At 70.2% G+C, this 22,531-nt stretch carries 21 protein-coding genes; 8 read left to right on the top strand and 13 right to left on the bottom strand.

Translation table 11 applies throughout. The features are described from left to right. Positions 1-167: 167 nt before the first annotated feature. Positions 168-1,940, bottom strand: coding sequence for a DNA primase (dnaG, locus tag HNQ09_RS17895; RefSeq protein ID WP_184031839.1), 1,773 nt, complete (start codon positions 1,938-1,940; stop codon positions 168-170). A gap of 238 nt (positions 1,941-2,178) precedes the next feature. On the opposite strand from dnaG, the gene HNQ09_RS17890 reads away from it, so the two are divergent. Next, positions 2,179-2,610 (top strand): hypothetical protein, encoded by a 432-nt coding sequence (locus tag HNQ09_RS17890; RefSeq protein WP_184031837.1) that lies wholly within the window; start codon positions 2,179-2,181, stop codon positions 2,608-2,610. A 132-nt stretch (positions 2,611-2,742) separates the two neighbouring features. Here the strand turns inward: HNQ09_RS17890 and gcvP are convergent, their stop codons facing one another. The 3 genes from gcvP to gcvT form a co-directional block, all read right to left on the bottom strand. Further along, the gene (gcvP, locus tag HNQ09_RS17885; protein ID WP_184031835.1) at positions 2,743-5,622 is read right to left on the bottom strand and encodes an aminomethyl-transferring glycine dehydrogenase; all 2,880 of its coding nucleotides are present in this window, start codon (positions 5,620-5,622) and stop codon (positions 2,743-2,745) included. A 92-nt stretch (positions 5,623-5,714) separates the two neighbouring features. Continuing rightward, a complete protein-coding gene (gene gcvH / locus HNQ09_RS17880; protein WP_184031833.1) occupies positions 5,715-6,077 on the bottom strand; it encodes a glycine cleavage system protein GcvH in 363 nt (120 codons plus the stop codon). Positions 6,078-6,166: 89 nt separating this feature from the next. Then, positions 6,167-7,237: a glycine cleavage system aminomethyltransferase GcvT gene (gene gcvT / locus HNQ09_RS17875; protein WP_343057953.1), complete on the bottom strand. Its 1,071-nt coding sequence runs from the start codon at positions 7,235-7,237 to the stop codon at positions 6,167-6,169. A gap of 70 nt (positions 7,238-7,307) precedes the next feature. Between gcvT and HNQ09_RS17870 the strand changes: the two genes are divergently transcribed. Next, positions 7,308-7,865, top strand: a complete 558-nt coding sequence (locus tag HNQ09_RS17870) for a 2'-5' RNA ligase family protein (protein WP_184031829.1) — start codon at positions 7,308-7,310, stop codon at positions 7,863-7,865. A 22-nt stretch (positions 7,866-7,887) separates the two neighbouring features. On the opposite strand, the gene HNQ09_RS17865 is transcribed toward HNQ09_RS17870, so the two are convergent. Continuing rightward, positions 7,888-8,439, bottom strand: coding sequence for a 5-formyltetrahydrofolate cyclo-ligase (locus HNQ09_RS17865; RefSeq protein WP_184031828.1), 552 nt, complete (start codon positions 8,437-8,439; stop codon positions 7,888-7,890). A gap of 49 nt (positions 8,440-8,488) precedes the next feature. Between HNQ09_RS17865 and HNQ09_RS17860 the strand changes: the two genes are divergently transcribed. Next, the gene (locus HNQ09_RS17860) at positions 8,489-9,118 is read left to right on the top strand and encodes an SDR family NAD(P)-dependent oxidoreductase (protein WP_184031827.1); all 630 of its coding nucleotides are present in this window, start codon (positions 8,489-8,491) and stop codon (positions 9,116-9,118) included. A gap of 6 nt (positions 9,119-9,124) precedes the next feature. On the opposite strand, the gene hisIE is transcribed toward HNQ09_RS17860, so the two are convergent. Both hisIE and hisF read right to left on the bottom strand, forming a co-directional pair. Then, on the bottom strand, positions 9,125-9,787 hold the full coding sequence (gene hisIE, locus HNQ09_RS17855) for a bifunctional phosphoribosyl-AMP cyclohydrolase/phosphoribosyl-ATP diphosphatase HisIE (RefSeq protein WP_184031826.1): 663 nt from the start codon (positions 9,785-9,787) through the stop codon (positions 9,125-9,127). Then, positions 9,784-10,587 carry an imidazole glycerol phosphate synthase subunit HisF gene (gene hisF, locus HNQ09_RS17850; RefSeq protein WP_184031825.1) on the bottom strand — a complete coding sequence of 268 codons (804 nt, stop codon included), beginning with the start codon at positions 10,585-10,587 and terminating at the stop codon, positions 9,784-9,786. Before hisF ends, hisIE begins: the two co-directional genes overlap by 4 nt. Positions 10,588-10,746: 159 nt before the next feature. Here hisF and HNQ09_RS17845 point away from each other — a divergent pair, with 159 nt between their 5' ends. The 4 genes from HNQ09_RS17845 to HNQ09_RS17830 all read left to right on the top strand — a co-directional run bounded on the left by HNQ09_RS17845 (position 10,747) and on the right by HNQ09_RS17830 (position 15,874). Next, entirely contained in the window at positions 10,747-11,160 is a 414-nt protein-coding gene (locus HNQ09_RS17845; RefSeq protein WP_184031824.1) for a response regulator, read from the top strand. Between the two features lie 55 nt (positions 11,161-11,215). Further along, a complete protein-coding gene (locus HNQ09_RS17840) occupies positions 11,216-12,049 on the top strand; it encodes a DUF72 domain-containing protein (protein WP_184031823.1) in 834 nt (277 codons plus the stop codon). Between the two features lie 33 nt (positions 12,050-12,082). Next, positions 12,083-13,105, top strand: a complete 1,023-nt coding sequence (locus HNQ09_RS17835; protein WP_184031822.1) for a phosphotransferase — start codon at positions 12,083-12,085, stop codon at positions 13,103-13,105. A 192-nt stretch (positions 13,106-13,297) separates the two neighbouring features. Beyond that, on the top strand, positions 13,298-15,874 hold the full coding sequence (locus tag HNQ09_RS17830) for a transglycosylase domain-containing protein (protein ID WP_184031821.1): 2,577 nt from the start codon (positions 13,298-13,300) through the stop codon (positions 15,872-15,874). A 13-nt stretch (positions 15,875-15,887) separates the two neighbouring features. Here HNQ09_RS17830 and HNQ09_RS17825 read toward each other — a convergent pair whose 3' ends face one another. Continuing rightward, positions 15,888-16,226, bottom strand: coding sequence for a YraN family protein (locus tag HNQ09_RS17825; protein WP_184031819.1), 339 nt, complete (start codon positions 16,224-16,226; stop codon positions 15,888-15,890). A gap of 10 nt (positions 16,227-16,236) precedes the next feature. Next, positions 16,237-16,659: a putative dsRNA-binding protein gene (locus HNQ09_RS17820; protein WP_184031818.1), complete on the bottom strand. Its 423-nt coding sequence runs from the start codon at positions 16,657-16,659 to the stop codon at positions 16,237-16,239. Positions 16,660-16,816: 157 nt separating this feature from the next. Between HNQ09_RS17820 and HNQ09_RS17815 the strand changes: the two genes are divergently transcribed. Next, complete coding sequence (locus HNQ09_RS17815) at positions 16,817-18,103, top strand: uracil-xanthine permease family protein (RefSeq protein ID WP_184031817.1); 1,287 nt, start codon at positions 16,817-16,819, stop codon at positions 18,101-18,103. A 56-nt stretch (positions 18,104-18,159) separates the two neighbouring features. On the opposite strand, the gene HNQ09_RS17810 is transcribed toward HNQ09_RS17815, so the two are convergent. From HNQ09_RS17810 to HNQ09_RS17795, 4 genes are all read right to left on the bottom strand, one after another. Then, the gene (locus HNQ09_RS17810; protein WP_184031816.1) at positions 18,160-18,627 is read right to left on the bottom strand and encodes a DpnI domain-containing protein; all 468 of its coding nucleotides are present in this window, start codon (positions 18,625-18,627) and stop codon (positions 18,160-18,162) included. Positions 18,628-18,649: 22 nt separating this feature from the next. Beyond that, entirely contained in the window at positions 18,650-20,665 is a 2,016-nt protein-coding gene (gene uvrB / locus HNQ09_RS17805; protein WP_184031815.1) for an excinuclease ABC subunit UvrB, read from the bottom strand. Positions 20,666-20,712: 47 nt separating this feature from the next. Beyond that, the gene (locus tag HNQ09_RS17800; protein WP_184031814.1) at positions 20,713-21,495 is read right to left on the bottom strand and encodes a TMEM175 family protein; all 783 of its coding nucleotides are present in this window, start codon (positions 21,493-21,495) and stop codon (positions 20,713-20,715) included. 107 nt (positions 21,496-21,602) lie between these two features. Continuing rightward, positions 21,603-22,496, bottom strand: coding sequence for a LysR family transcriptional regulator (locus tag HNQ09_RS17795; RefSeq protein ID WP_184031813.1), 894 nt, complete (start codon positions 22,494-22,496; stop codon positions 21,603-21,605). Positions 22,497-22,531: the final 35 nt, after the last annotated feature.

The following is a 22,531-nucleotide window of genomic DNA, read 5'->3' as shown; positions in this document are numbered from 1 at the left end:
CACTACCTTGCCAAGGTAGATGTCGCGAGTTCGAATCTCGTCTCCCGCTCCATCCCCCCGCCCCCACCCCCCGGTGGGGGCTTTTTTTCATGCCCTGCACCGTCTCTGCGCAGGTGTGGTGATATGCCCCGCCAGCGCTGCCGGGAACCATTGCCGCTGGAAATCACTCAGGCGCTGGCTCGGCGGGCGCGTTTCTCCGCCTCAATGGCGCGCTGGAGTTCCTGAATCTGCTTGAGGTAGCCCAGTTGCTCCGGTGGGGGGGCCGAGGCCAGCTGCTGCTTGAGGAGGTCCACCTCCGCCCGCAGAGAGTCGATGCTCAGTCCAGCCTGGATGTCGTCCACGGCCGCCGCCGCGTAGGCACCGACCCGCTGTTCGTAAAGCTGGTTGGTGTCGCGGGAGATGGCGCCGGTGTCCCGGCCCTCGAACAGCAGACGGATCAGCAGCTGCTCCTCGGGCTGGCCCCGGAAAATCTCCAGAATGTCGTCGGGGCTTTGGGCGCCCTGGGCGGCGAGCATGACCTTGCGCACCGCCTCATTGCGCCAGGGGGTGGTGCCGTCGAGTTTGGCAAGCAGGCTGGGATCGACCAGCAGTTGCCGCAGCAGCGCCAGTTCACGGTCCTCTTCTCCCCGGGAGTTGGACATGCCCTGAAGCTGGGTGGGGGAGAGACTCTTGCGCTTGGCCTTGCCTTCCAGCCACTCGCGGAGGCGCTGCTCGGAGATGTCGAGTTCCTGGGAGACCAGACGCCGCAGGTTCAGCGCGGGCGAGCTGGTGTAGTCGAGAGATTCGTTGACCATCATGCGCGGCAGCAGCTCCAGCAGGATGCTGCGCTTGCCGTCAGGCGTCGCCGGATCGTATTTGGCGACGGCGTTCTGGAAGCGGATCTCGACCTCCTGGAGGCCTGTTCCCAGCGCCTGTTCGATGGCGGGGGGGCCGAGGTCCAGCAGGGCGTCGGCGGCGTCCTTGCCCCCGGCGAGGGTGTGGGCCGTCACCTCGAAGCGGCTGCCGATCACCTGATCGAGGCCGGTCAGGGTGGCCCTGCGCCCCGCCTCGTCGTTGTCGAACATCAGCGCCAGCCGGGTGACCCCCAGGCGTTCGAGCAGGGTCGCGTGCTCGGCGGTCAGCGCCGTGCCCAGGCTCGCCACCGCGCCGGTGAACCCGTGCTGGTGCATGGTGATCACGTCCATGTAGCCCTCGACCACGATCAGCTCGCTGCCGCCGCCCAGGCTGCCGCGCGCCTTGTCCAGCCCGTACAGCAGTTCGCCCTTCTTGAAGGCCTCGGTTTCCGGCGTGTTGAGGTACTTGGGTTTGCTGTCGTCCAGCACCCGGCCCCCGAAGCCCACCAGGCGGCCCAGGTGGTCGCGGATCGGGAACATTACCCGTCCCCGGAAGCGGTCGTAGACCCGGCCCGACTCGGGGTTCTCGATCAGCAGCCCGGCTTCCAGCAGCTGCCGTTCGGTGAGGTTGCGGGCGCGGGCGCGTTTGAGCAGGCCGTCCCAGCCCTCGGGCGCGTAGCCCAGTTCAAAGGCTTCGGTGGTCGCGTCGCTGAGGCCCCGGCGCCGCAGGTAGTCCAGGGCGGGGCCGGGCAGGTGCTCGCGGAAATACGTCAGCGCGAAGGCGTTCACGTCGTAGAGGTCGCGGCTGCTGCGTTCGCCGTACTTGGCCTCGACCTGCACGCCCGCCTTGTCCGCGAGCTGGCGCAAGGCGTCCCCAAAGCTGAGGTTCTCGACGCGCTGCACGAAACTGAACACGTCGCCGCCCGCCTTGCAGCCGAAGCAGTAGAAATAGCCCTGCTCGGTGTCCACCTGAAAGGACGGACTCTTCTCCTTGTGAAAGGGGCACAGGCCCTTGAGGCGGCCCTTGCCGGCGGGGGAGAGGCGCACGTGTTCGCCCACCACGTCCGCGATATTCAGGCGCGCACGCACATCCTCCTTGGTTCCCACGTTGGTCCTCACCCCCTGCCCGCGTTGCCGGGCGCAACGGTAGAGCGCCAGTGTACGCCTCCCCGGCCCCTGGTGCCAAGTCCTGGAAAGAGCGTCTGTGACGTGGTTTTTTGCGGGTGGTCGCCCGGACCGCGCTGGGCGCAGGTTGGCGCGGTGGCCAGCTGCGCCGCCTGCTGGAACCCCGGTCTGGTTCCCACGGTTGCGGCCCGCGAGAAGGGGTACCGTGGGCGTGTTCCCTATGCCTCCGCTTGGTGCGCCCCCGACGTACAGCACGCCCGCCACGCTGGGCCTGGCGCTGCTGGCCCTGCTGACCTCGCTGTGGCATTTCGCGCTGGGGGCGCTGGACTACGCGGGCGCCGGGCGCTATCCGGGGCTGGCGCTGATCTTGCTGGCCGGACTGCTGCTGGTGTACGGGGTGCTGACCCTGATCCGCTACGCGGAAGCCCGCGACGCGATGACCGACCCCCACCCCCGCACCCCCATGTACGCCACCCCGCACCAGAGCCGCGTACCCCTGATCGGCGTGGGACTGGCCGGGCTGCTGCTGGCCGCCGACCTGGCCTTTGCCCTGGCCGGGCAGCACCCGCTGGGGCATCTGCTGGGGCTGGGTTTGGCGGCCCTGCTCGTCCGCCAGGCGCTGGGCCTCAGGACGGAGCCGGACGAGGAGTAGAAGCGGGGAAGGGCAGGTTCGGCCGTGTGGTGGCGCAAGACCCACCCAACGAGGTGTCGCAGCCCGGGGCAACGAGCCACATCTGTGCCTCTTCTGGAGCTGCTCTGGGTCCGCCCCGTCAGCGTGTGGCGTCTACGCTTCCGCGTACTCCTCCACCGGCGGGCACGCGCACACGAAGTTGCGGTCGCCATACACGTTGTCCACCCGGTTCACGGCGGGCCAGTACTTCCAGGTCCGCTGGGCGCGGGTGGGGAAAGCGGCCGTCTCGCGGCTGTAGGCGCGGTTCCACTCTTCCGCCATCAGGTCGTCCTGGGTGTGCGGCGCGTGCCGCAGCGGGCTGTCCTCGGCTTTCAGCAGGCCGTCTTGCACCTCCTGAATCTCGCGGCGGATCTCCAGCATCGCTTCCACAAAGCGGTCGAGTTCGGCTTTCGGCTCGCTCTCGGTCGGCTCGATCATCAGGGTGCCGGGCACCGGAAAGCTCATGGTGGGGGCGTGGAAGCCGTAGTCCATCAGCCGCTTGGCGATGTCTTCCTCGGTGATGCCCGAAGCCTGCTTGAGGGGCCGGATGTCGAGGATGCACTCGTGCGCCACCCGCTCGTGACGGCCGGTGTACAGCACGGGGTACGCGCCGCCGAGCTGGCGGGCGATGTAGTTGGCGTTCAGCAGGGCGACCTGGGTGGCCTTTTTCAGCCCGGCAGGCCCCAGCAGCCGGATATACAGGTAGCTGATGGGCAGGATGCTCGCGCTGCCGTAGGGCGCGGCGCTGACGGCCCCGGTGCGGCTCTCGCTGACCGGGCGAACCTCGTGGTTGGGCAAGAAGGGCGCGAGGTGCGCCTTGACCCCGATCGGCCCCATGCCCGGCCCGCCGCCGCCGTGGGGGATGGCGAAGGTCTTGTGCAGGTTGAGGTGCGACACGTCCGAGCCGATCAATCCGGGCTTGGCGAGGCCCACCATCGCGTTCATGTTGGCGCCGTCGAGATACACCTGTCCGCCGTGCGCGTGGATAACCTCGCAGACCTCGGTGACGTGTTCCTCGTACACGCCGTGGGTGCTGGGGTACGTGATCATCAGGGCGCCCAGGTTGGCCGAGTGCGCCTCGGCCTTCGCCCGCAGGTCGTTCAGGTCGATGTTGCCGCTCTCGTCGGTCTTCACCACCACGACCTGCATGCCCAGCATGGCGGCGCTGGCGGGGTTGGTGCCGTGCGCGCTGGCCGGAATCAGGCAGACGCTGCGGTGCGCTTCATTCCGGCTCTCGTGGTACTTGCGAATGGCGAGCAGGCCCGCGTATTCGCCCTGCGCCCCGCTGTTGGGCTGCAAGGAAACCGCGTCGTACCCGGTGATGTCGGCCAGCCACGCTTCCAGCTCCCCGAGCATCTGCGCGTAGCCCTCGGTCTGATCGGCGGGCGCGAAGGGATGCAGCCCGCCGAACTCGGGCCAGGTGACCGGAATCATCTCGGCGGTGGCATTGAGCTTCATGGTGCAGCTGCCCAGCGGGATCATGCCGTGGACGAGGCTGTAGTCCTTGTTCTCCAGCGCCTTGAGGTAGCGCAGCATGGCGTGCTCGGAGTGGTGCGTGTTGAAGACGGGGTGGGTGAGGTATTCGGAAGTGCGCCCCAGCTCGGCGGGGATGCCGCCGACCGCATCGGCGTCGAGGGCGAGCACATCGACTTGCTGCCCGGTGATCACCTGAAGGATGTCGGCCACGTCCTGAAGAGTCGTCGTCTCATCCAGGCTAATACCTATGCGGTCCGGAAGGTATCCTGCGCCTTCGTATCGAAAGTTGATGCCCCTGGCTTCGGCACGCTTCTGAATGAATGCCACATCTGCCTTAAAGCTCAGCGTGTCGAAGAAAGTTTCGTTGAGCGGATAGCCACCATCCGCCAGCCCCTTCGCCAGAATCCCGGTCAGCCGGTGAACCCGCTCGGCAATCGTCCGGATGCCCTCTGGCCCGTGGTACACGGCGTAGGCGGCGGCCATGTTCGCCAGCAGCGCCTGCGCGGTGCAGATGTTGGAGGTCGCCTTCTCGCGGCGGATGTGTTGCTCACGGGTCTGCATCGCCATGCGCAGGGCCGTCTTGCCGCGCCCGTCCTTGCTCACGCCGATGACGCGGCCCGGCATGGAGCGCTGGTACTCGCTGCGGCAGGCCAGGAACGCCGCGTGCGGCCCGCCGAAGCCCATCGGCACGCCGAAGCGCTGGGCGCTGCCGATCACGATATCGGCGCCCTGCTCGCCGGGGGGGGTCACCAGGGCGCAGGCCAACAGGTCGGTCGCCACGATCAGGGCGCCCTGCCCGGCGTGGACCCGCTCCGCCACCGGCGAGAGGTCGTGCAGGTCGCCGTGGGTGCCGGGCGACTGCACCAGCGCGGCGAAGGTGCCTTCCGGCAGCTCCCCATTCGCGGCGCCCGTGACGACCTCGTACCCGAAGTACTCGGCGCGGGTGCGGACCACGTCCAGCGTCTGCGGATGCACGTCGTCGGCCACGTAAAAGACGTTGCCCTTGCTCTTGGCCTGGCGCTTGGCCAGCGTCATCGCCTCGGCGGCGGCGGTCGCCTCGTCGAGCAAAGAAGCGTTGGACACGGGCATCCCGGTCAGATCCATCACGGTCTGCTGGAAGTTCAGCAGCATCTCCAGGCGGCCCTGGGAGATCTCGGCCTGGTAGGGCGTGTAGGCGGTGTACCAGCCGGGGTTTTCCAGCATGTTCCGCAGGACGACGTTGGGCGTCAGGGTTCCGTGGTACCCCATGCCGATATAGGAACGGAAGACCCGGTTTTTCTGCGCGGCGGCCTTCAGGTCCGCGAGCGCCTGCGCCTCGGTGACGGGGCCACCCACGTTAAGTTCGCCCCCGAAACGGATGCTCTCGGGCAGGGTGCTTTCGGTCAGTTGGTCCAGGGTGGTCACATTCAGCGCCGCGAGCATCTCGGCCTGTTCCGCCTCCGAGGGGCCGATGTGGCGGCGGGTGAAATCGTCGGTCTGGAGCAGTTCACGGAGGGGACGGGACTGGGGGGATCGCATGGGTTCTCCTTGGGGAAAGAAGAGATCAGGCTTCAGCGGCCGGCCTTCAGCGCCAGGGGCTGAACAGCTGACCGCTGGGGGCCGACCACGGCTCAGGTGTTGGCGGCCGCGTACGCCCCGGCGTCCATCAGGTCGCCGCTTTCCTCGGTCACGTCGAGCTTGAACAGCCAGCCGTCCTCGTAAGGGCCGCTGTTGACCAGTTCAGGCGTGCCGGACAGGGCCTCGTTGACGGCCGTGACCGTGCCGCTGGCGGGGGCGTAGATGTCGGAGGCGGTCTTGACGCTCTCGACCACGGCGACCGTCTCGCCCGCCGTGACGACGCGCCCCACCTCGGGCAGTTCCACGTACACCACGTCGCCCAGCTGGTCTTGCGCGAAGTCGCTGATGCCGACCGTGCCGTCCCCGGCGAGCCATTCGTGGGAAGCGGCGTATTTCAGTTCGGGGGGAGTCTGCATGGGGTTGATTCTCCTATGTCGTGCCAGGGTGATGTGTGGGATTTGGGGGGTGGGGTGCTGCGCTGCGCGGGCTTTTGACCACACCCGGCCTACCTCTTGTAAAAGGGCAGGTCCATTCGCCGCGCCGGATGCGCCTTGCCGCGCACCTCGACCTCGTAGGCGTCCGCACTCGCCGCGTCGGCGCGGACCAGCGCCATGGCGATGGGGTGGCCCAGCGTGGGGCTGCTGCTGCCGCTGGTGACGTGGCCGACCGTCTCGCCGCCCAGCAGCACCGGGTAGCCCTCGCGCACCGGTACCCGGTCAAGCGCGAGGCCGATCAGGCGCACCGGGGGCGCGGCCTGGATCGCGGCGCGGCCCACGTGCTCCTTGTCCTTGACCACCCAGGCATACGTGCTGGCGAGGGGGTGGAGGTCCTCGGCAAACTCGTGGCCGTACAGCGGAAAGCCCGCCTCCAGCCGCAGGGTGTCGCGGGCGCCCAGGCCCGCCGGGGTCAGGCCGACCGCGACGAGGCGGTCCCACAGCGCCTCGGCGTCCCCGGCCTTCACGAAAACCTCGAAGCCGTCTTCCCCGGTGTAGCCGGTGCGGGCGAACAGGACCGGGAACTCCAGCAGGGTGCCGGAGAAAAAGGCGTTCTTCTTCTTCGCGCCCAGGTCCACGTCGGTATGGGGTTGCAGCAGGGCCCCGGCCTCGGGCCCCTGGACGGCGATCAATCCCCAGTCTCCCGATTCGTCGGAGAGCTGCACCTCCGAACCGGCCGCGTGTGCCTGGAGGTGCGCCCAGTCCTTTTCGATGTTGGAGGCGTTCACGACGAGCAGGAACTCGGTGTCGGCCACCCGGTAGACGTAGATGTCGTCCACCAGGCCGCCCGCGTCGTTGGGGAGCCAGTTGTACTGGGCGCGGCCGGGCCTCAGTTTGGTCACGTCGTTGGTGGTCACGCGCTGGAGGAAAGCCTCGGCGTCTGGCCCGGTCACGCGGAACTCGCCCATGTGCGACACGTCGAACATCCCGGCGCGGGTGCGGACGGCCTCGTGCTCGGCCTTGACGCCCGCGTACTGCACGGGCATGTCCCAGCCCCCGAAGGGAACCATACGGGCACCCGCCCGCAGGTGCGCGGCGTGCAGGGGCGTCCGCTTCAGCGGCGTTTCGGTCGTCGGGGTCACGCCCAAACTGTACCGGAGGGCCGCCTGACGTGTCCCGGCCGCCCGGACGTGTAGCCCGCTAGGCTGGGGCATGAATGGGCCGAAAAACGCGCACGCGCACGCCTCTTTCCTGCTGGGGGTGCTGCCGCCGCCCGACCTGGGAGCGCGGGTGGACGCCTTCCGCGCGCGGCTGGGGCGGCGCGAGAGCGCCCCGCACGTGACCGTCAAGGCCCGCAGCGGCCTGGGCGCGGACCTGGGCTGGGTGCCGGCCGCGCGGGCGGTCGTGGCCGGGAGTGCGCCCCTGGCCCTGCGGGTCGGGGGGGCGCGGGTCTTCGCGGGGGGCCGGGCCGTGTATCTGGCGGTGGACTCACCGGACGTGGTGGCCCTGCACCTGCGGCTGCTGGAAGCGCTGGAACCTGCCGCGCGCTTCGGGTACGAGGGACCGGCGATGACCCCCCACCTCACGCTCGCGCTGCGGCGGCGCGGGGAGAACCTGGGAGCCGTGCTGGACGCCGCGCGGGCCGAGTTCGCCGACCTGGAAGCGCGGCCTCTCACCTTCACCGCCCGCGAGGTCTGGCGGCTGCGCAAGCCCGGCCCCGGCGGCCTGTACCGGCCCGAGGAGGCCTGGCCGCTGCGGGTGGAAGACTGAGGGGGCGCGCCGCCCAGGCGGCTCAGGGCGCCGTGGGCCGCACGCCCGTCTCGGTCGCCAGGAAGCTGGCCCGCAGGTCGTGGTCTTCTTGCGGCAGCTTGGCCACCCGCAGCGCGTCCCACACCACGCCGACCGTCAGTCCGGCGAAGTCCGGCAGCAGGCGGTCGTAAAAGCCGCCCCCGTAGCCCAGCCGCACGCCCCGGCGGTCGAAGGCCAGCGCCGGCAGCAGCACGGCGTCGAGCGTCTCCAGCGCCACGCGCGGCGCGTCGGCGGGGGGCTGGAGCGCCCCGAAACGGCTCACCTCGCTCGCGGTGTGCCAGGGGTGCAGGGTGAGGTGCGGCGCGGGCCGGAAGCGGGCGCGGGAGGTGAACAGATCGAACTCTCCCGCCAGCCCGGTCAGGTCCGGTTCTCCCGGCAGGGCGCGGTAGGCCAGGACCCGCCGCGCGCCCCGGGCGTGGAGAAAGGCCGACAGGTGCCGGGTGACCTCGGCGGAGCGGTCGGGTAGCCTCGCCCGGACCTCCCGCGCCCAGGCCCGCCACTGGGCTTTGGGGGCGGTGACGGGGGGAGGCGGCATGTGCCGGAGCGTACCGTGCCCCGGCCCCCCGCGTGCTTTGCTGCCGTTCATGCACACGCTGATCGTGGGAGCGACGGGAGGGATCGGCGCGGCCACCGCGCGGGCCTTCGCGGCGTCGGGGGCGCGGCTGACCCTCAGTGGCCGCGACGCGGGCCGTCTGGAGGCGCTGGCGGCCGAGCTGGGGGCCGGAGCCAGGGCCGCCGACCTCGCCTACGAGAGCCATGTCCGGGCGCTGCTGGAGGGCCTCTCGGGCCTCGATACGCTGGTGTACGCCGCCGGGGCCGTGCGCCCCGCCCCGCTGGCCGAAGTCGGCGCAGCCGCCGCGCGCGAGGTGTGGAACGCCAACTATTTCGGGGCGCTGTGGGTGCTCAAGCACGGGCTGGGGCGCCTGAACGCGGGCGGGCGCGTCTACCTGCTGGGCGCGCGGCCCGAACTCGTCACCGCGCGGGGATTTTCGCAGTACGCGGCGAGCAAGGCCGCCCTGAGGGGAGCCGCCGAGGTCGCCCGGCTGGAGGCCCGGGGCGTGGGGATCACGCTGGTGCTGCCCCCCGCCGTGGACACCGGGCTGTGGGCCTCGGTGGGCCGCGCCCCGCGCGGAGCGATTTCGCCGGATGTGGTCGCGGCGGCCATCGTGGCGGACCGCGCCGGGGCGCCCCAGAACGAACTGCGGGTGGATTGACGCCGGTCAGCCCGCTTCTTTCGGCCCCTTCAGGCCGCTGCGGCCCTCGCGCCCCCGCAACACAGCGGCCACGTCGGCGGGCGAAACGCCGACCTCGGCCAGCGCGAAGAGGGTGTGAAACAGCAGGTCGGCGGCCTCGGTGGCGAGTTCGGCGCGGTCGCCGTTCTTGGCGGCGAGCAGCACCTCGCCCGCCTCCTCGCTGATCTTTTTCAGCACGCGGTCGAGGCCCCCGGCGTGCAGCCGCGCCACGTAGCTGCCCTCCGGCAGGGTGGCGAGCCGCTCGGTGATGGTGGCATACACCCGCTCGAGGGTGCCGTCCAGCCCGGCGGCGGGCACGCTTTCTTCCAGCAGCGGCTGGTGAAAGCAGGAGTACGCCCCGGTGTGGCAGGCCGGGCCGCTCTGCTCGACCCGGTACAGCAGGCTGTCGCCGTCGCAGTCGGCCAGGACAGCCACGACACGCTGGGTATGCCCGCTGGTCGCCCCCTTGACCCACTGTTCGCCGCGCGAGCGGCTGTAGTAGGTCGCCTCGCGGGTGCCCAGCGTGCGCTCGACGGCGGCGCGGTCGGCGTAGGCCTGCATCAGCACCGCGCCCGTGCGGGCGTCCTGGGTCACGACCGGAATCAGGCCATCCTCGCCGAACTTCAGGGTGTCCAACGTCGGCGCGGTCATGCGTCTCTCCAGTCGGGGCGCACGGGCAGCCCCTCGGCTTTCAGGTAGGCCTTGACCTGCGGCACGGTGAGGTCCCCGAAGTGAAAGACGCTGGCGGCCAGCGCGGCGTCGGCGTGCCCGCCCGCGTCGCCGCCGCGCAGCACGTCGCGGAAGTCGGCCAGCTGCCCGGCCCCCCCCGAGGCGATCACCGGCAGGTCCACCGCCCGGGCGACCGCGCGGGTGGCTTCCAGGTCGAAGCCCGCGCGGGTGCCGTCGGCGTCCATCACGTTCAGGCAGATCTCGCCCGCGCCCAGCCGCTGCCCCTGCTCGGCCCACGCCAGCAGGTCCAGGCCGGTGTCCTGGCGCCCGCCACCCACGTGGACCGTCCAGCCTGCGCCGTCAGGATGGCCGCCGGGGCGGCGCTTGGCGTCGATGCTGAGCACCACGCACTGCGCCCCGAAGTGCTCGGACGCCTCGCGGATCAGGTCCGGGCGCCGCACCGCGCCGCTGTTCACGCTGATCTTGTCGGCCCCGGCGAGCAGCAATTGCCGGAAATCGGCCACCGCGTTCACGCCGCCGCCCACCGTCAAGGGCATCATGACCTGCTCGGCCACCCGCGCGGCCACGTCGAGCATGAGATGACGGCCCTCGTGCGTGGCGGTGATGTCGTAGAAGACCAGTTCGTCGGCCTGCTGGGCCTCGTAGGCCTGGGCGAGGGTCAGCGGATCGCCCGCGTCGCGGTGGTCCTCGAAAAACCGGACGTTCTTCACCACCCGGCCGTTTTGCACGTCCAGGCAGGGGATGATGCGCTTGGTCAACACGGGAGGCAGTGTACTCCGGCGCCGGGGCCATCCGGACGGGCAGAACAGGCCCGCCCCTGAAGCGCGGCCGTGGACATGGGCCGCTCACACCTGCGGACCCAGACTTGATAAAATCTTTATATTCCAGAACTTGTAAGAATGGTGTCAGGGAGGTGGGGTGTGCGCAGGCGGCGAATTCTCCTGGTGGACGACAACCCACACGATGTGGAGCTGGCCCTCAGCGCCTTTCAGGACTGCGGCGACCACGAAGTGACGGTGGCGGGCAGCGGTCCCGAGGCGCTGGCCGCCTTGCAGGAGCGCCGCCCCCTCCCCGACCTGATCTTGCTGGACCTCAAGATGCCGCAGATGGACGGGCTGGCCGTACTGGACGCGATCCGGGGCGAGGCCGCCACCCGCGCCATCCCGGTCGTGATGCTCAGCACCAGCGGCGAGGAGCGCGACATTCAGGACTGCTACGCGCACGGGGCGAGCGCCTACGTGATCAAGCCGCTGGACTTCAAGCAGTTCCGGGGAGCGATGCATACCATCACGGCCTTCTGGGCAAACCTCAACCGCCTCCCCGACCATGCGTAGAGCCTGCCTTTAGCCGCGCTGGCTGGCCCCTGGCCGCCGCGCTACGCTGGGCCTCATGCGAGTCTGGATCGGCTGCGGCGGGTACACCAACGACGAGTGGACGGCTCCGGGCCTGATCTACGACGGGGTGAAAAAAGACGCCTACCTGGACACCTACGCCCGGCATTTCGACGCCGTGGAACTCAACTCGTCCTTTTACGCGATTCCCGGCCTCAAGGCTTTCGAGGGGATGGCCCGCAAGTCGGGTGGGCGCACCCGCTTTGCGGTGAAGCTCAACAAGGTCTTTACCCACGACCGCGCCCCGCAGAGTGCCGACTTCGACCGGATGCTGCAAAGCCCCCAGCCCCTGCGCGACGCGGGCGTGATGGGCGCGTACCTGGCTCAGTTTCCGTACTCCTTTCACCGCACCGCCGAGAACCGCAAGTACCTGCTGGGCCTGGCCGAGCGCTTCGCCGGACACGAGCTGGCGGTCGAGCTGAGGCACGCCTCCTGGGACCAGCCGGAGGTCCGCGAGGGCATGGCCGAGTACGGCCTGATCTGGGTCAGCCCCGACTATCCCCCGGTCGGCGGGATGCCCGAGCCGCAGGTCCACGTGACCACCGACGTGGGTTACCTGCGGCTGCATGGCCGCAACAAGGCGAGCTGGTGGGAAGGCCAGAGTGCGGCCGAGCGCCACGACTACCTCTACACCCGCGCCGAGATGGACGAGTGGGCCGAGAAGATCGCGCTGGTCGAGGGTGATTTGTCCGAGCTGTACGTCTTCTTTCAGAACACGACCAAGGGCCACGCCCTGAAGAACATCCCGATGCTGCGCGAGGCGCTCAACGCGCGCGGGGTGCCGGTGCAGGCGCCGGACCCGGGGGAAGGGGAGGAAGGGCGGCTGCTGTGAGGCAGAGGCCGGGCCGCGCGTCGGGAAAAGCCGGTGGCCGCTGAACCCTTGATCGCCCACGCCTCGCTGCTGCGGGCGGTGCGCGAACACTACGGCCTGGAGCTGCATACGCTGACTTTCCTGCCAGCCGGTACGGCCCCCGCCTACCGCGCCGAGGGGCCGCAGGGTCGCTGGTTTCTCAAGGTGCTGCCGAACACGCCGTATGGCCTGGACCTGCTGGGGCGGGTACGGGCGGAGGTGCCGCTGCTGCGGACCCTGCGGGAGACGGGAGTGCTGACGTGGGTGCCCCGGCTGGTGCCGACCCGTGCCGGAGCTGACCTGGCATCGGTGGGCGAGCACGCCGCCGCGCTGTACGAGTGGATCGACGCGGCCAACCTGGGGGCGAGTTGGACGGCGGCAGTCCCGGAACTCGCGCCGCTGCTGGGGCGGCTGCACGCCGGGACGGCGCAGATCACCGCGCGGGTGCGTGACCTGCCCGTACCCCCTGAAGATTTCGGACTGCCTTTCGAGGCCGGGTTGCTGGCCGACCTGCGCTCGCTGGAGGGAGTCGGTCCCGGCGACCATCCCGGCCTGCGTGCCCTGCGGGACCTGCTGCGGCCCCACCGGGAGGAGCTTGGGCGCCTGCTGCACCAGGCCCGGACATTTCAAAGCGCGGCGCGGACCCGGCCCCACCGGTTCGTGGTCTGCCACACGGACGCCCACGGCGGCAACGTGATGCGGGACGCGGCGGGGGGGCTGTGGCTGATCGACTGGGAGACGGCCCGGCTCGCCCCGCCCGAGCACGACCTGTGGATGCTGCACGCCCGGCTGTCCGAGGTGCTGCCCGCCTACGAGGAGGCGCGGGGCCAGCGGGTGGCCCTGGACCCGGATGTGCTGGGCTTCTACTTCACCCGCCGCGTGCTCGAAGACCTCGCCGTGGACGTGCGGATGATCCTGCGCGGCAACACCCGTCCCGAGGAGGACGAGGCCAATCTGGCCGTGCTGGAGCGCCACATCCTGCCCGACCTCGCCCGGACGGACGAGAGGCTGGAGAAGGTCCGGCGTGCCTTGCGCTGAAGCCTCCCTCCCCAGCCTCGGCGTCAGGACCCGGCCTTAACCCCCCTCCAACCCCCGCCCCTCATGCTTAGGGCGGATGACGCTTTCCCCCGGCCCCCCTACCCTGACAGGTGAGATGCGACCCCCTTTCCTGCCTGCCGACCGTGACCCGTCCCCCCGGGCGTCACATCAAAGGCCGCTACCATGAGCGCCATGCGGTTTTTTACTGGCCTGGGCGCGCTTCTGCTCTTGGGAGCGGCGGGCGCGGGCGGCCTGTGGTGGACCTGGGGGCGCGACCTGCCCAGCGTGCAGACCCTCGACGTGCTGGAACTCAGCGGGCAGACGCGGGTCTATGACCGCAAGGGTGAACTGGTCGGCACCCTGACGCCCAGCCTCAGCAGCGGCGGCAGCGTGAACCGCGACCTGCTGAAGCTGAACGAGATCAGCCCCTGGCTGCGCAAGGCCATCGTGACCAGCGAGGACCGCCGGTTTTTCGACCACCACGGGGTGGACTACCAGGGCATCGCGCGCGGGCTGATCAAGGGGGTGCTCAGGAACGACCTCGAGGGCGGCTCGTCCATCACCCAGCAGGTCGTTAAAAACACGCTGCTTTCCGACCTGCAAAGCGCGCGCACCGCCGAGCGCAAGTTCAAGGAAGCGGTGCTGGCCTACCAGCTGGAGCGCAATTTCAGCAAGGACCAGATTCTCAGCGCCTACCTCAACGTCATCTACTGGGGCGACGGCGGGCAACGCGACGTGATCGGGGCGGGGACAGCGGCGCGGGCGTACTTCAAGAAAGACGCCTCCGAACTCAACCTCGCGGAAAGCGTGTACCTCACCACCCTGGTTCCCGCGCCCAACAAGCGCTACAAGGACTTCAAGGGGTACCGCCCCCTGATGAAGGACCTGCTGGGCCGCATGGTGGAGGACGGGCAGATCACCCAGGCCGAGGCCGACGCCGCCTGGAAGACCGAGATCTACCCGGCTGGCTGGCGCATCGGCTGGAACCCCGACGGCACCCTGCGTTCGGCGGTGCTGGAGCGCCCCGGGCGGCTTCAGGAGAACATGCCGCCGCCGCCCGCCCAGACGGCTTTTCACGCCCTTCAGGCGGTCGAGCAGGAACTCAAGGAGCGCGGCGTCACCGGCAAGGCGCTGTACGGCGGCGGCAAGATCTTCACCGGGCTGAACCTGGCCGCGCAGCGCAGCGCCGAGCGCGCCAGCCTGAACGCGCAGCTGCCCGAGGGGGCCACGCTGGGCATCGCCCTCGTCAGCCCCACCAACGGCGAGGTCCTCGCGCTGGTGGGCCAGAAGCTGACGGGCGGGCGGCCAAGCGACTGGAACAACGCCACCCAGGCCCGGCGGCAGGTGGGCAGCTCGGTCAAGCCGCTGCTGTACACCCTGGCGCTGTCGCAGGGCTGGAAGCAGAGCGATACCGTGCTGGACGCGCCGATCTCGGGCAGCTACCAGCCGCGCAATTACGACGGTTACTGGACCGGGCAGTACAAGACGCTGCGCTACTCGCTGGACCACAGCCTCAACCTGCCCACCGTCCGCATCGCCCAGGAGCTGGGGGTGGGGGCCTTGGAGGCCAAGCTGCGCGAGCTGGGGCTGACCCCGCCTCCCGACGCGGGCCTCTCGCTGTCGATCGGCACGCTGGAGGCCAGCCCCCTTCAGATGGCCGCCGCCTACGCGACCTTTGCCAACGGCGGGCTGTACCACGCGCCCACGCTGGTCCGCCGGGTCGAGGACGGCCGCGGGCAGGTGCTGTACAGCCGCCCGGCCCCGCAGGCCAAGCGGGTCTGGGACGCGCGAACCGCCTGGCTGGGCCTGGACATGCTGCGCGGCGTGGTCAACGACCTGACCCCCGCCCAGGGCGGCCTGGCGACCCGCGCCCAGATTCCCGGCTGGGACGTGGGCGGCAAGACCGGCACCACCAACGACGTGAAGGACCTGTGGTTCGCCGGGGTCACGCCGGGCATCGCGGGGGCCGTGTGGGTGGGCAAGCAGGCGGGCGGTCCCCTCCCGAACTGGGCCTACAGCGGCGAGATTCCCACGCCGATCTGGCAGCAGGCGGTGGCCGGGGCGTTGGCGGACCAGCCACGCGCCGCCTTTGCCGAACCCGGCGGCATCGCCTACCGGGTGGTCCGGCAGGTCCAGATGGCCTTCCGCGAGGAGGAGGCCGACCAGGAACCGGTCGCCCGCGACGGCAGCGGGGGCAGCCGGGGCGGCTTTTTCGGGCGCCGCAGCCCCGCCCCGGTGCCCGTGCCCCAGCCGGACCCCGCGCCCCCCCAGACGGACGTGCCCGTCAACGAGCCGGTCTGGCCCGGGGAGGCGCCCGCCGGGGAACCGGCGGAGCCGCAGGGTGGGGAGCAGCCTGCCGAGGCGCCGCCGACCGAGCCGCCCGCAGCGGAGGCAGCAGCGGAGGCAGCGGAGCCGTGGCCCGGCGAGGCACCGGGCGCAGACCCCTCCGGGGCGGCCCCCCCCGCCGATCCCTACGGGGTCCCGGAAGACGGCTGGGGCGACGCGCCCGGCGACCCCCTGCCCGCCCCGGCGTATCCGGCCGACCCCGGGCCGGAAGGGCTGCCCCCGGAGGCCCTGCCCGGGGACGCGGTTCCCGGCGAGGACTTGCCCGGCGAGGGCTTTGCGCCGCAAGACGCGCCCCAGGAGTTCTCGCCTCCGGAGCCTTCTCCGGATGACCGCTTCTCGGGGGAAGGCGACGGGTCGCCCCCGCCGTTCGAGGACTTCTTCTTCCGGGACGGCCGGCCGGAAAACGCCCCCGCAGGCCAGTAGGCGCCGCGCGGCCTCAGTCCAGCGGCAGCACGGTGAGGGTGCCCGTCTCGGCGGGGCCGTCGATGGTGAGCACCTCCAGGCGGCAAGGCAGGTCGTCGCGGCCATGCTCGCGGGTGAGGTAGGTCAGCGCGGCGCGGTGCATCAGCGCGAGTTTGCGGGCGGTCACGCTCTCGGCGGCGCCTCCGTACCGGGCGCTGCGGCGCTGGCGGACCTCGGTGAAGACCAGCACGCCCGAGTCGCGGCTGATCAGGTCGATCTCGCCGCCGGGAATGCGGTAGTTGTGGGCCACGATCTCGCGCCCCAGCGCGCTCAGGTGCGCGGCGGCGCGGGCCTCGGCGTCCGCGCCCTTCATGGCCGGGCGGTCACTCGGGGCCGTGACCGAGGTCGCTCAGCAGGTCGCGGTAGAGCCGCGCGGCGTCCTGGCGCACGTCGTCGAGGCTGGCGTCGTCGCCCGCCAGCTCCAGCGCCGCTTCCAGCGCGCCCTCCAGCACGGCGGCGTAGATCGGCCAGCGTCCGGTGGGCGCCTCGGGCGCGCCCTCGTCTTCCTGCGCCCCGTCCTCGTCGTCTTCCCGGTCCCCGTCGAGCGCGCGCAGGGCGGCCTCGGCGGCGGCGCGCTCGGCGTCGCGCTTGGAGCGGCCCGCGCCCTCGCCCAGCACCCGGCCCCCGGCGGTCACGGTGACCCGGAAGGTGCGGTCGTGGGGAGGGCCGTCCCCCGCCGCGTCGAAGGTCGGTGTGCCCAGCCCCAGCCCCAGCAGCCGCGCGATCAGGTCCCCCTTGGCATTCATGCCTCCAGCCTAGACCACCCGGCGGGAAAGAAGGGTCCGGGCGCCGCCTGCCCCCCTCCCCGGCCAGGCGCTATGCTCGGCTCCCGGAGACAACGCACGCTCCCCGCCGCCCCACCCGGGCGCCGGGACGCCGCGTGCCGCGCTCGCCGGAGGCCCCATGACCCAGACCGCTCCCGCTTCCCCGCCCAGCTCGCCGCCCCCCCGCCCCCCCCTGCGCCCCGAGCGCCGCCTGGTGCTGGGCTTGCAGCATTCCATCGCCATGTTCGGCGCAACCGTGCTGGTGCCCATTCTGGTGGGGCTGTCGCCCAGCGTGGCGCTGTTCGGGGCGGGCCTCGCCACATTGATCTTTCACCTGCTCAGCGGGGGCCGGGTTCCTATCTTCCTGGGGTCGAGCTTCGCCTTTATCGCGCCCACCGCGCTGGTCGTCAAGGAACTGGGGCCGGGCGCGGCGGCGGGCGGACTCATCGCGGCCGGGCTGATGTACCTGCTGTTCAGCGGGCTGGTGCGGCTGTTCGGGACGGGGCGGCTGCTGCGGGTCTTTCCGCCGGTCGTGACGGGGCCGGTCATCATCGTGATCGGGCTGGGGCTGAGCGACGTCGCGGTCGATCAGGCCAAGACGAACTGGGGGCTGGCCCTGGCCACCCTGCTCGCCGCCGTGGTCACCAGCGTGTTCGGACGCGGGCTGTTCCGCATGATCCCGATTCTGGTCGGCGTCGTTGCGGGCTACCTCGTCGCGCTGGCGACGGGCGCCGTGAGTGCCGAGGCGCTGGCGGCCATCCGCGCCGCGCCGCTGCTGGGCCTGCCCGACTTTCACGCGCCCACGCTGGACTGGCGGGCGGTCGCCATCATCGCGCCGGTCGCGGTCGTGACCTTTATCGAGCATGTGGGCGACGTGATCGTGAACGGACGGGTGGTCGGGCAGAACTTCCTGAAAAGTCCGGGGCTGAGCCGCACCCTCTTTGCCGACGGCGTCGCCAACATCAGCAGTGCCGCGCTGGGCGGCCCCGCCGCGACCACCTACGCCGAGAACACCGGCGTGCTGGCCCTGACCCGGGTGTACGACCCGGCGATCTTGCGCATCGGGGCGGTGTTCGCCCTCCTCTTCGGCTGCTCGCCCAAGCTGGCCGCTGTCCTCAGGAGCCTGCCGCCGGGCGTGCTGGGCGGCGTCTCGATCCTGCTGTTCGGCATGATCGCCTCGGTGGGCATCCGCACGCTGGCCGAGGCGCGCATCGACTTCGCGCACTCGCGCAACCTGATCGTCGTGTCCCTGATCCTGGTGCTGGGGCTGGGCGGCGCCGCCTTTCCAATCAGCGTCGGCGGCACTTCCCTGAGCCTCTCGGGCATGGCTCTGGCCGCGCTCGTCGGCATCGTGGCAAACCTGCTGCTGCCCGCGCAAAAGGCCGAGGTGGACGCCTCGCCCGAGGGGGAGCGCGTCATTCACTGAAGTCGGGAAAAAGCGCAGTCACCCTATGTCTGGGATGACTGCGCCTTTTGAAGCCTCTAAGCAGCGCCGCCCAATGGCTTGCACAGCAGGATTTTGAAGGGTATCTGTCCAAGAAACAGGGTGGATCCTTGCCAGCCTGCCCTGCGTGCCGTGCTGCTGAGAGGCCTCCTGGGCTGAACATGGTCTTTTGTGATGTCCTTGTTTTCGGCCCAGAACACTTCCTGCACCATGTATTCCTTTGAATACCTCACAACGAGGAGATGGGGACCACCAGCAGCCAAAAGGATGCTCACGGTGGTCCTGTATTCCGCCCCGATCAGCTTGGGCTTTCGTTTTCCCTTATAGCTTTTGAGTTGGTATGAAGCTGCGCACTCCACACAGTAGAAATCACGGCCTGGAGTGTTATTGGCAAGAGGCTTCAGGGTAGAGCCGCATAGAGGACAGGCCACCTGCTGCGACACCCACTTTTCCGTCAGCACTCGGGCGATCTGGCTCGCACTTGTATAGTCGGCGGCATCCTGCACCCTCAAGCGCCTCCGCTGACCATTACCGCCGCCCCTTGCGCCGGACCTTCTGCCCCGGCACCGTCGCCTGCTTGAAGTCCTTGCCCTGCAACTTGGCCTCGATGGCGCGAATCTGGTCGCGCAGACTGGCCGCCCGCTCGAAGTCGAGGTCCTCGGACGCCTGCCACATGTCGAGTTCGAGGTCGGTGAGCTGCCGGGTCAGGGCGTCGCGGTCGTCGCCCACGTTCTCCGAGCTGATCTCGTCGGGCGTCTCCTCGCCCCGGATGACGTTGCGTACGCCCTTGACGACCGTGGTCGGCGTGATGCCGTGCTCGGCGTTGTAGGCGGTCTGCTTCTCGCGGCGGCGGCGGGTTTCCTCCATCGCGTACTCCATCGCGGGCGTCACCGTGTCGCCGTAGAGGATCACCTCGCCGTTGACGTTTCTGGCCGCGCGGCCGATGGTCTGAATCAAAGCCCGCTCGCTTCTCAGGAAGCCCGGCTTGTCGGCGTCGAGGATGGCGACCAGCGAGACTTCCGGCAGGTCCAGGCCCTCGCGCAGCAGGTTGATGCCCACCAGCACGTCGTAGTGCCCCAGCCGCAGGTCGCGGATGATGACCTGCCGCTCCACCGAGTCGATGTCCGAGTGCATGTAGCGGGTGCGGACGCCCTTTTCGAGCATGTACTCGGTGAGGTCTTCCGCCATGCGCTTCGTCAGGGTGGTGACGAGGGTGCGTTCCCCCTTCGCCGCCCGCTCGCGCACCCGGCCCAGCAGGTCCTCGATCTGGCCCTGGATGGGGCGCACGGTCACGGGCGGGTCCACCAGCCCGGTCGGGCGGATGATCTGGTCGGCCACCGAGTCGCTGTGCTCGCGCTCGTAGGGGCCGGGGGTCGCCGAGACGAACACCGTCTGCCCGGTCTTCTCCAGAAACTCCCCGAAGTTCAGCGGGCGGTTGTCCATCGCGCTGGGCAACCGGAAGCCGTAGTCCACCAGCGTCTGCTTGCGGGCGCGGTCGCCGTTCGCCATCCCGCCGATCTGCGGCACCGTGACGTGCGACTCGTCGATAAAGGTGATGAAGTCGTCCGGGAAGTAGTCGAGCATGGTGTACGGCGTGGCGCCCACCGCCCGCCCGTCGATGTGCCGCGAGTAGTTCTCGATGCCCGAGCAGTAGCCCAGGACCTTGAGCATCTCCAGGTCGTAGAGGGTGCGCTCCTTGATGCGCTGGGCTTCGAGCAGCTTGCCCACCGACTTGAAGTATTCCAGCCGCTCGTCGAGTTCCTGCTGAATCGTCACGATCGCCCGCTCGATGTTCCCCGCGCTGGAGACGTAGTGCTTGGCCGGGTACACGATGGTCGCGTCGAGGTCCGCGAGCTTGTCCCCGGTCAGGGGGTGGACGACCTGAATGCGGTCCACGTCGTCGCCCCACAGCTCGATGCGGATGGGTTGCTCGTCGTAGCTGGGCCACACTTCCACCGTGTCGCCCTTGGCCCGGAAGCGCCCCGCCGCGAGTTCGATGTCGTTGCGCTCGTACTGCATGGTGACCAGGCGGCCCAGGATCTCGTCGCGGCTGACCTTCTCGCCCACCTTCAGGATCAGGTTCAGCGCCCGGTACTCGGCGGGGTCCCCGAGGCCGTAGATACACGACACCGACGCCACCACGATGGTGTCCCGCCGCGTGAGCAGCGAGCGGGTGGTCGAGTGCCGCAGCCGCTCGATCTCCTGGTTGATCGCGGCGTCCTTTTCGATGAACAGATCCTTGCCGGGCACGTAGGCTTCGGGCTGGTAGTAGTCGTAGTAGGAGATAAAGAATTCGACCGCCGCGTCGGGAAAGAACTCGCGGAACTCGGACGCGAGCTGCGCGGTGAGGATCTTGTTGGGCGCCATGATCAGGGCGGGGCGCTGCGTCTCCTCGATGACTTTGGCGACGGAGTAGGTCTTGCCCGTGCCCGTCGCGCCCAGCAGTGTCTGGTAGCGCAGCCCGGATTCCAGACCGTCCACCAGCGAGCGAATGGCGGTCGGCTGGTCTCCGGACGGCGTGAAGTCGGACTTGACCCGTAGCATCCCTCCAGTTTACGCCCTGAACGTAGTCGGGGGGAAGGGGTACGGGGTCAACCCGCCTGCTCCGGTCCGCGCCCGTCTGCGGTGGGCGTGGCGGCTGCCCCGGCGGGAAGCCCTTCGAGCAGCCGCGCCAGCCGCGCGAGTTCCAGCAGGGCGACCACGATCAGCACCCCGTAGAGTGCCAGGCTCCAGCGCGCGGCGAAGTAGGCGACGGGAATCATCAGCAGGTAACCGGCAGTCGCCTCCACGCCCATCTGGGTGATCCGCGCGGCAACCCCGGGAGGCAGGTCCGGCTCGACGAGGCAGTGGCCGCGCGCGCAGTGCTGCCAGTTCAGCGAGTACAGCAGGGAAAGCGTCGCCACGTGCACCCCGAAGACCGTGTAGGCGAGCGGCTCGGCGGGGTAGCGGCCCAGCAGTGCCGCCGAAAAGGGCACCAGCGCCACGACCAGCAGCGCGAGCAGGTTGAGCGCCGCGTGCGTGAAGTCCGAGCGCACGACCAGGCTGGCGCCGAGGTGGTGGGCCAGCCAGGCCACCCCCAGCAGCGCGAAGCTGATCACGTAACTGACGATCTCCGGCCCCAGCGCGAGCAGGGCATGCAGCAGGCCGCCGGGGCCGAGCGTCTCGGGCGGGCGCACGTCAAGCACCAGCAAGGTCAGCGTGATCGCGAACACGCCGTCGATCAAGGTGTCGAGGCGGGCACTTCTCAAGAAGCGCAGGCGGGGGGCCGGGGGCGGCCTGGACCGGGAACGCCGCAGGGAAAGGCGCCTCCGGCCGCCCTGGGCGGGCGCCGGGAGCAGCTGGGCGGCGCGAGGAGCCTCGTTCTCGTCCGTCATGTGGCCTCCTGCGGGAGAAGGAGCGGGCACAGAGGGAGCCGGAGACACCCGCACGGCAGCCGCCCGGCCCAGGCGAGACTCCCACGATACTCCGCCGGGAAAGGCCCCTACTGCTGGGTGCCCAGCGCCTCTCCCGCCACCGCCAGAAAGGCCCGCACGATGGGGCCGCCGCCCGGCTCCTCGCGCCGCCACACGGCCACGATCTCGACGACGGGCGCGTCCTCGACCGGGCGGTACACGACGCCGGGCAGCGACAGGCGCCCGAAGAACTCGATGGGCAAGAACACCCCCACCCCCGCCGCGACCAGCGAGAGCAGCGTGGGAATCTCGATGGCTTCCTGCACCACGTTGGGCGTGAAGCCCGCCCCCGAGCACCAGCGCATGACCTGATCGAAGTAGGTCGCGCGCAGGTGCCGGGGAAAAAAGACGAACGGCTCGTGCGCCAGGTCCCCGATCCGCAGCCTGCGCCTGCGGGCCAGACGGTGACCGGCGGGAAGCGCCGCGACGAGCGGCTGGCGCCACAGCGGCCGCGAATCCAGCGCCGGGTCCCGCACCGGCAGCAGCATCAGGCCCACGTCGATCATGCCGCCGCGCAGGGCCGCCTCCTGCTCCTGGGCGGTCAGTTCGCGCAGGTCCACGCTGACATTGGGGAACTGCTCCCGGAAAGACCGCACGATCTCCGGCAGGCCCCCGAAAGCCAGCCCGCTGACAAACCCCACCGTCAGCCGCCCGACCTCGCCCCGCGCCGCCCGGCGAGCACGCTCGACCGTCTGCGCCGCCTGCGCCAGCGTCTCGCGCGCCCCGCCCAGAAACTCGCGCCCCGCCGGGGTGAGCTGCACCCGCCGGGTGGTCCGCAGCACCAGCGGCACGCCGACCTCGTCTTCCAGGTTCTTGATCGAGTTCGAGAGCGCCTGCTGCACCACGAAGACGCGCTCGGCCGCCCGCCCGAAATGCTGCTCCTCGGCAAGCGCGACGAAATGGCGGAGGTGTCGGAGTTCCATCGTGGCCCAGCCTGCCACACCGACCAGCCGGGATG

The sequence above is a fragment of the Deinococcus budaensis genome, from assembly GCF_014201885.1.
Taxonomy (GTDB): Bacteria; Deinococcota; Deinococci; order Deinococcales; family Deinococcaceae; genus Deinococcus; species Deinococcus budaensis.
Note: the sequence above shows the minus strand (reverse complement) of the source record. Positions and strands in the feature narration are given on the sequence as shown.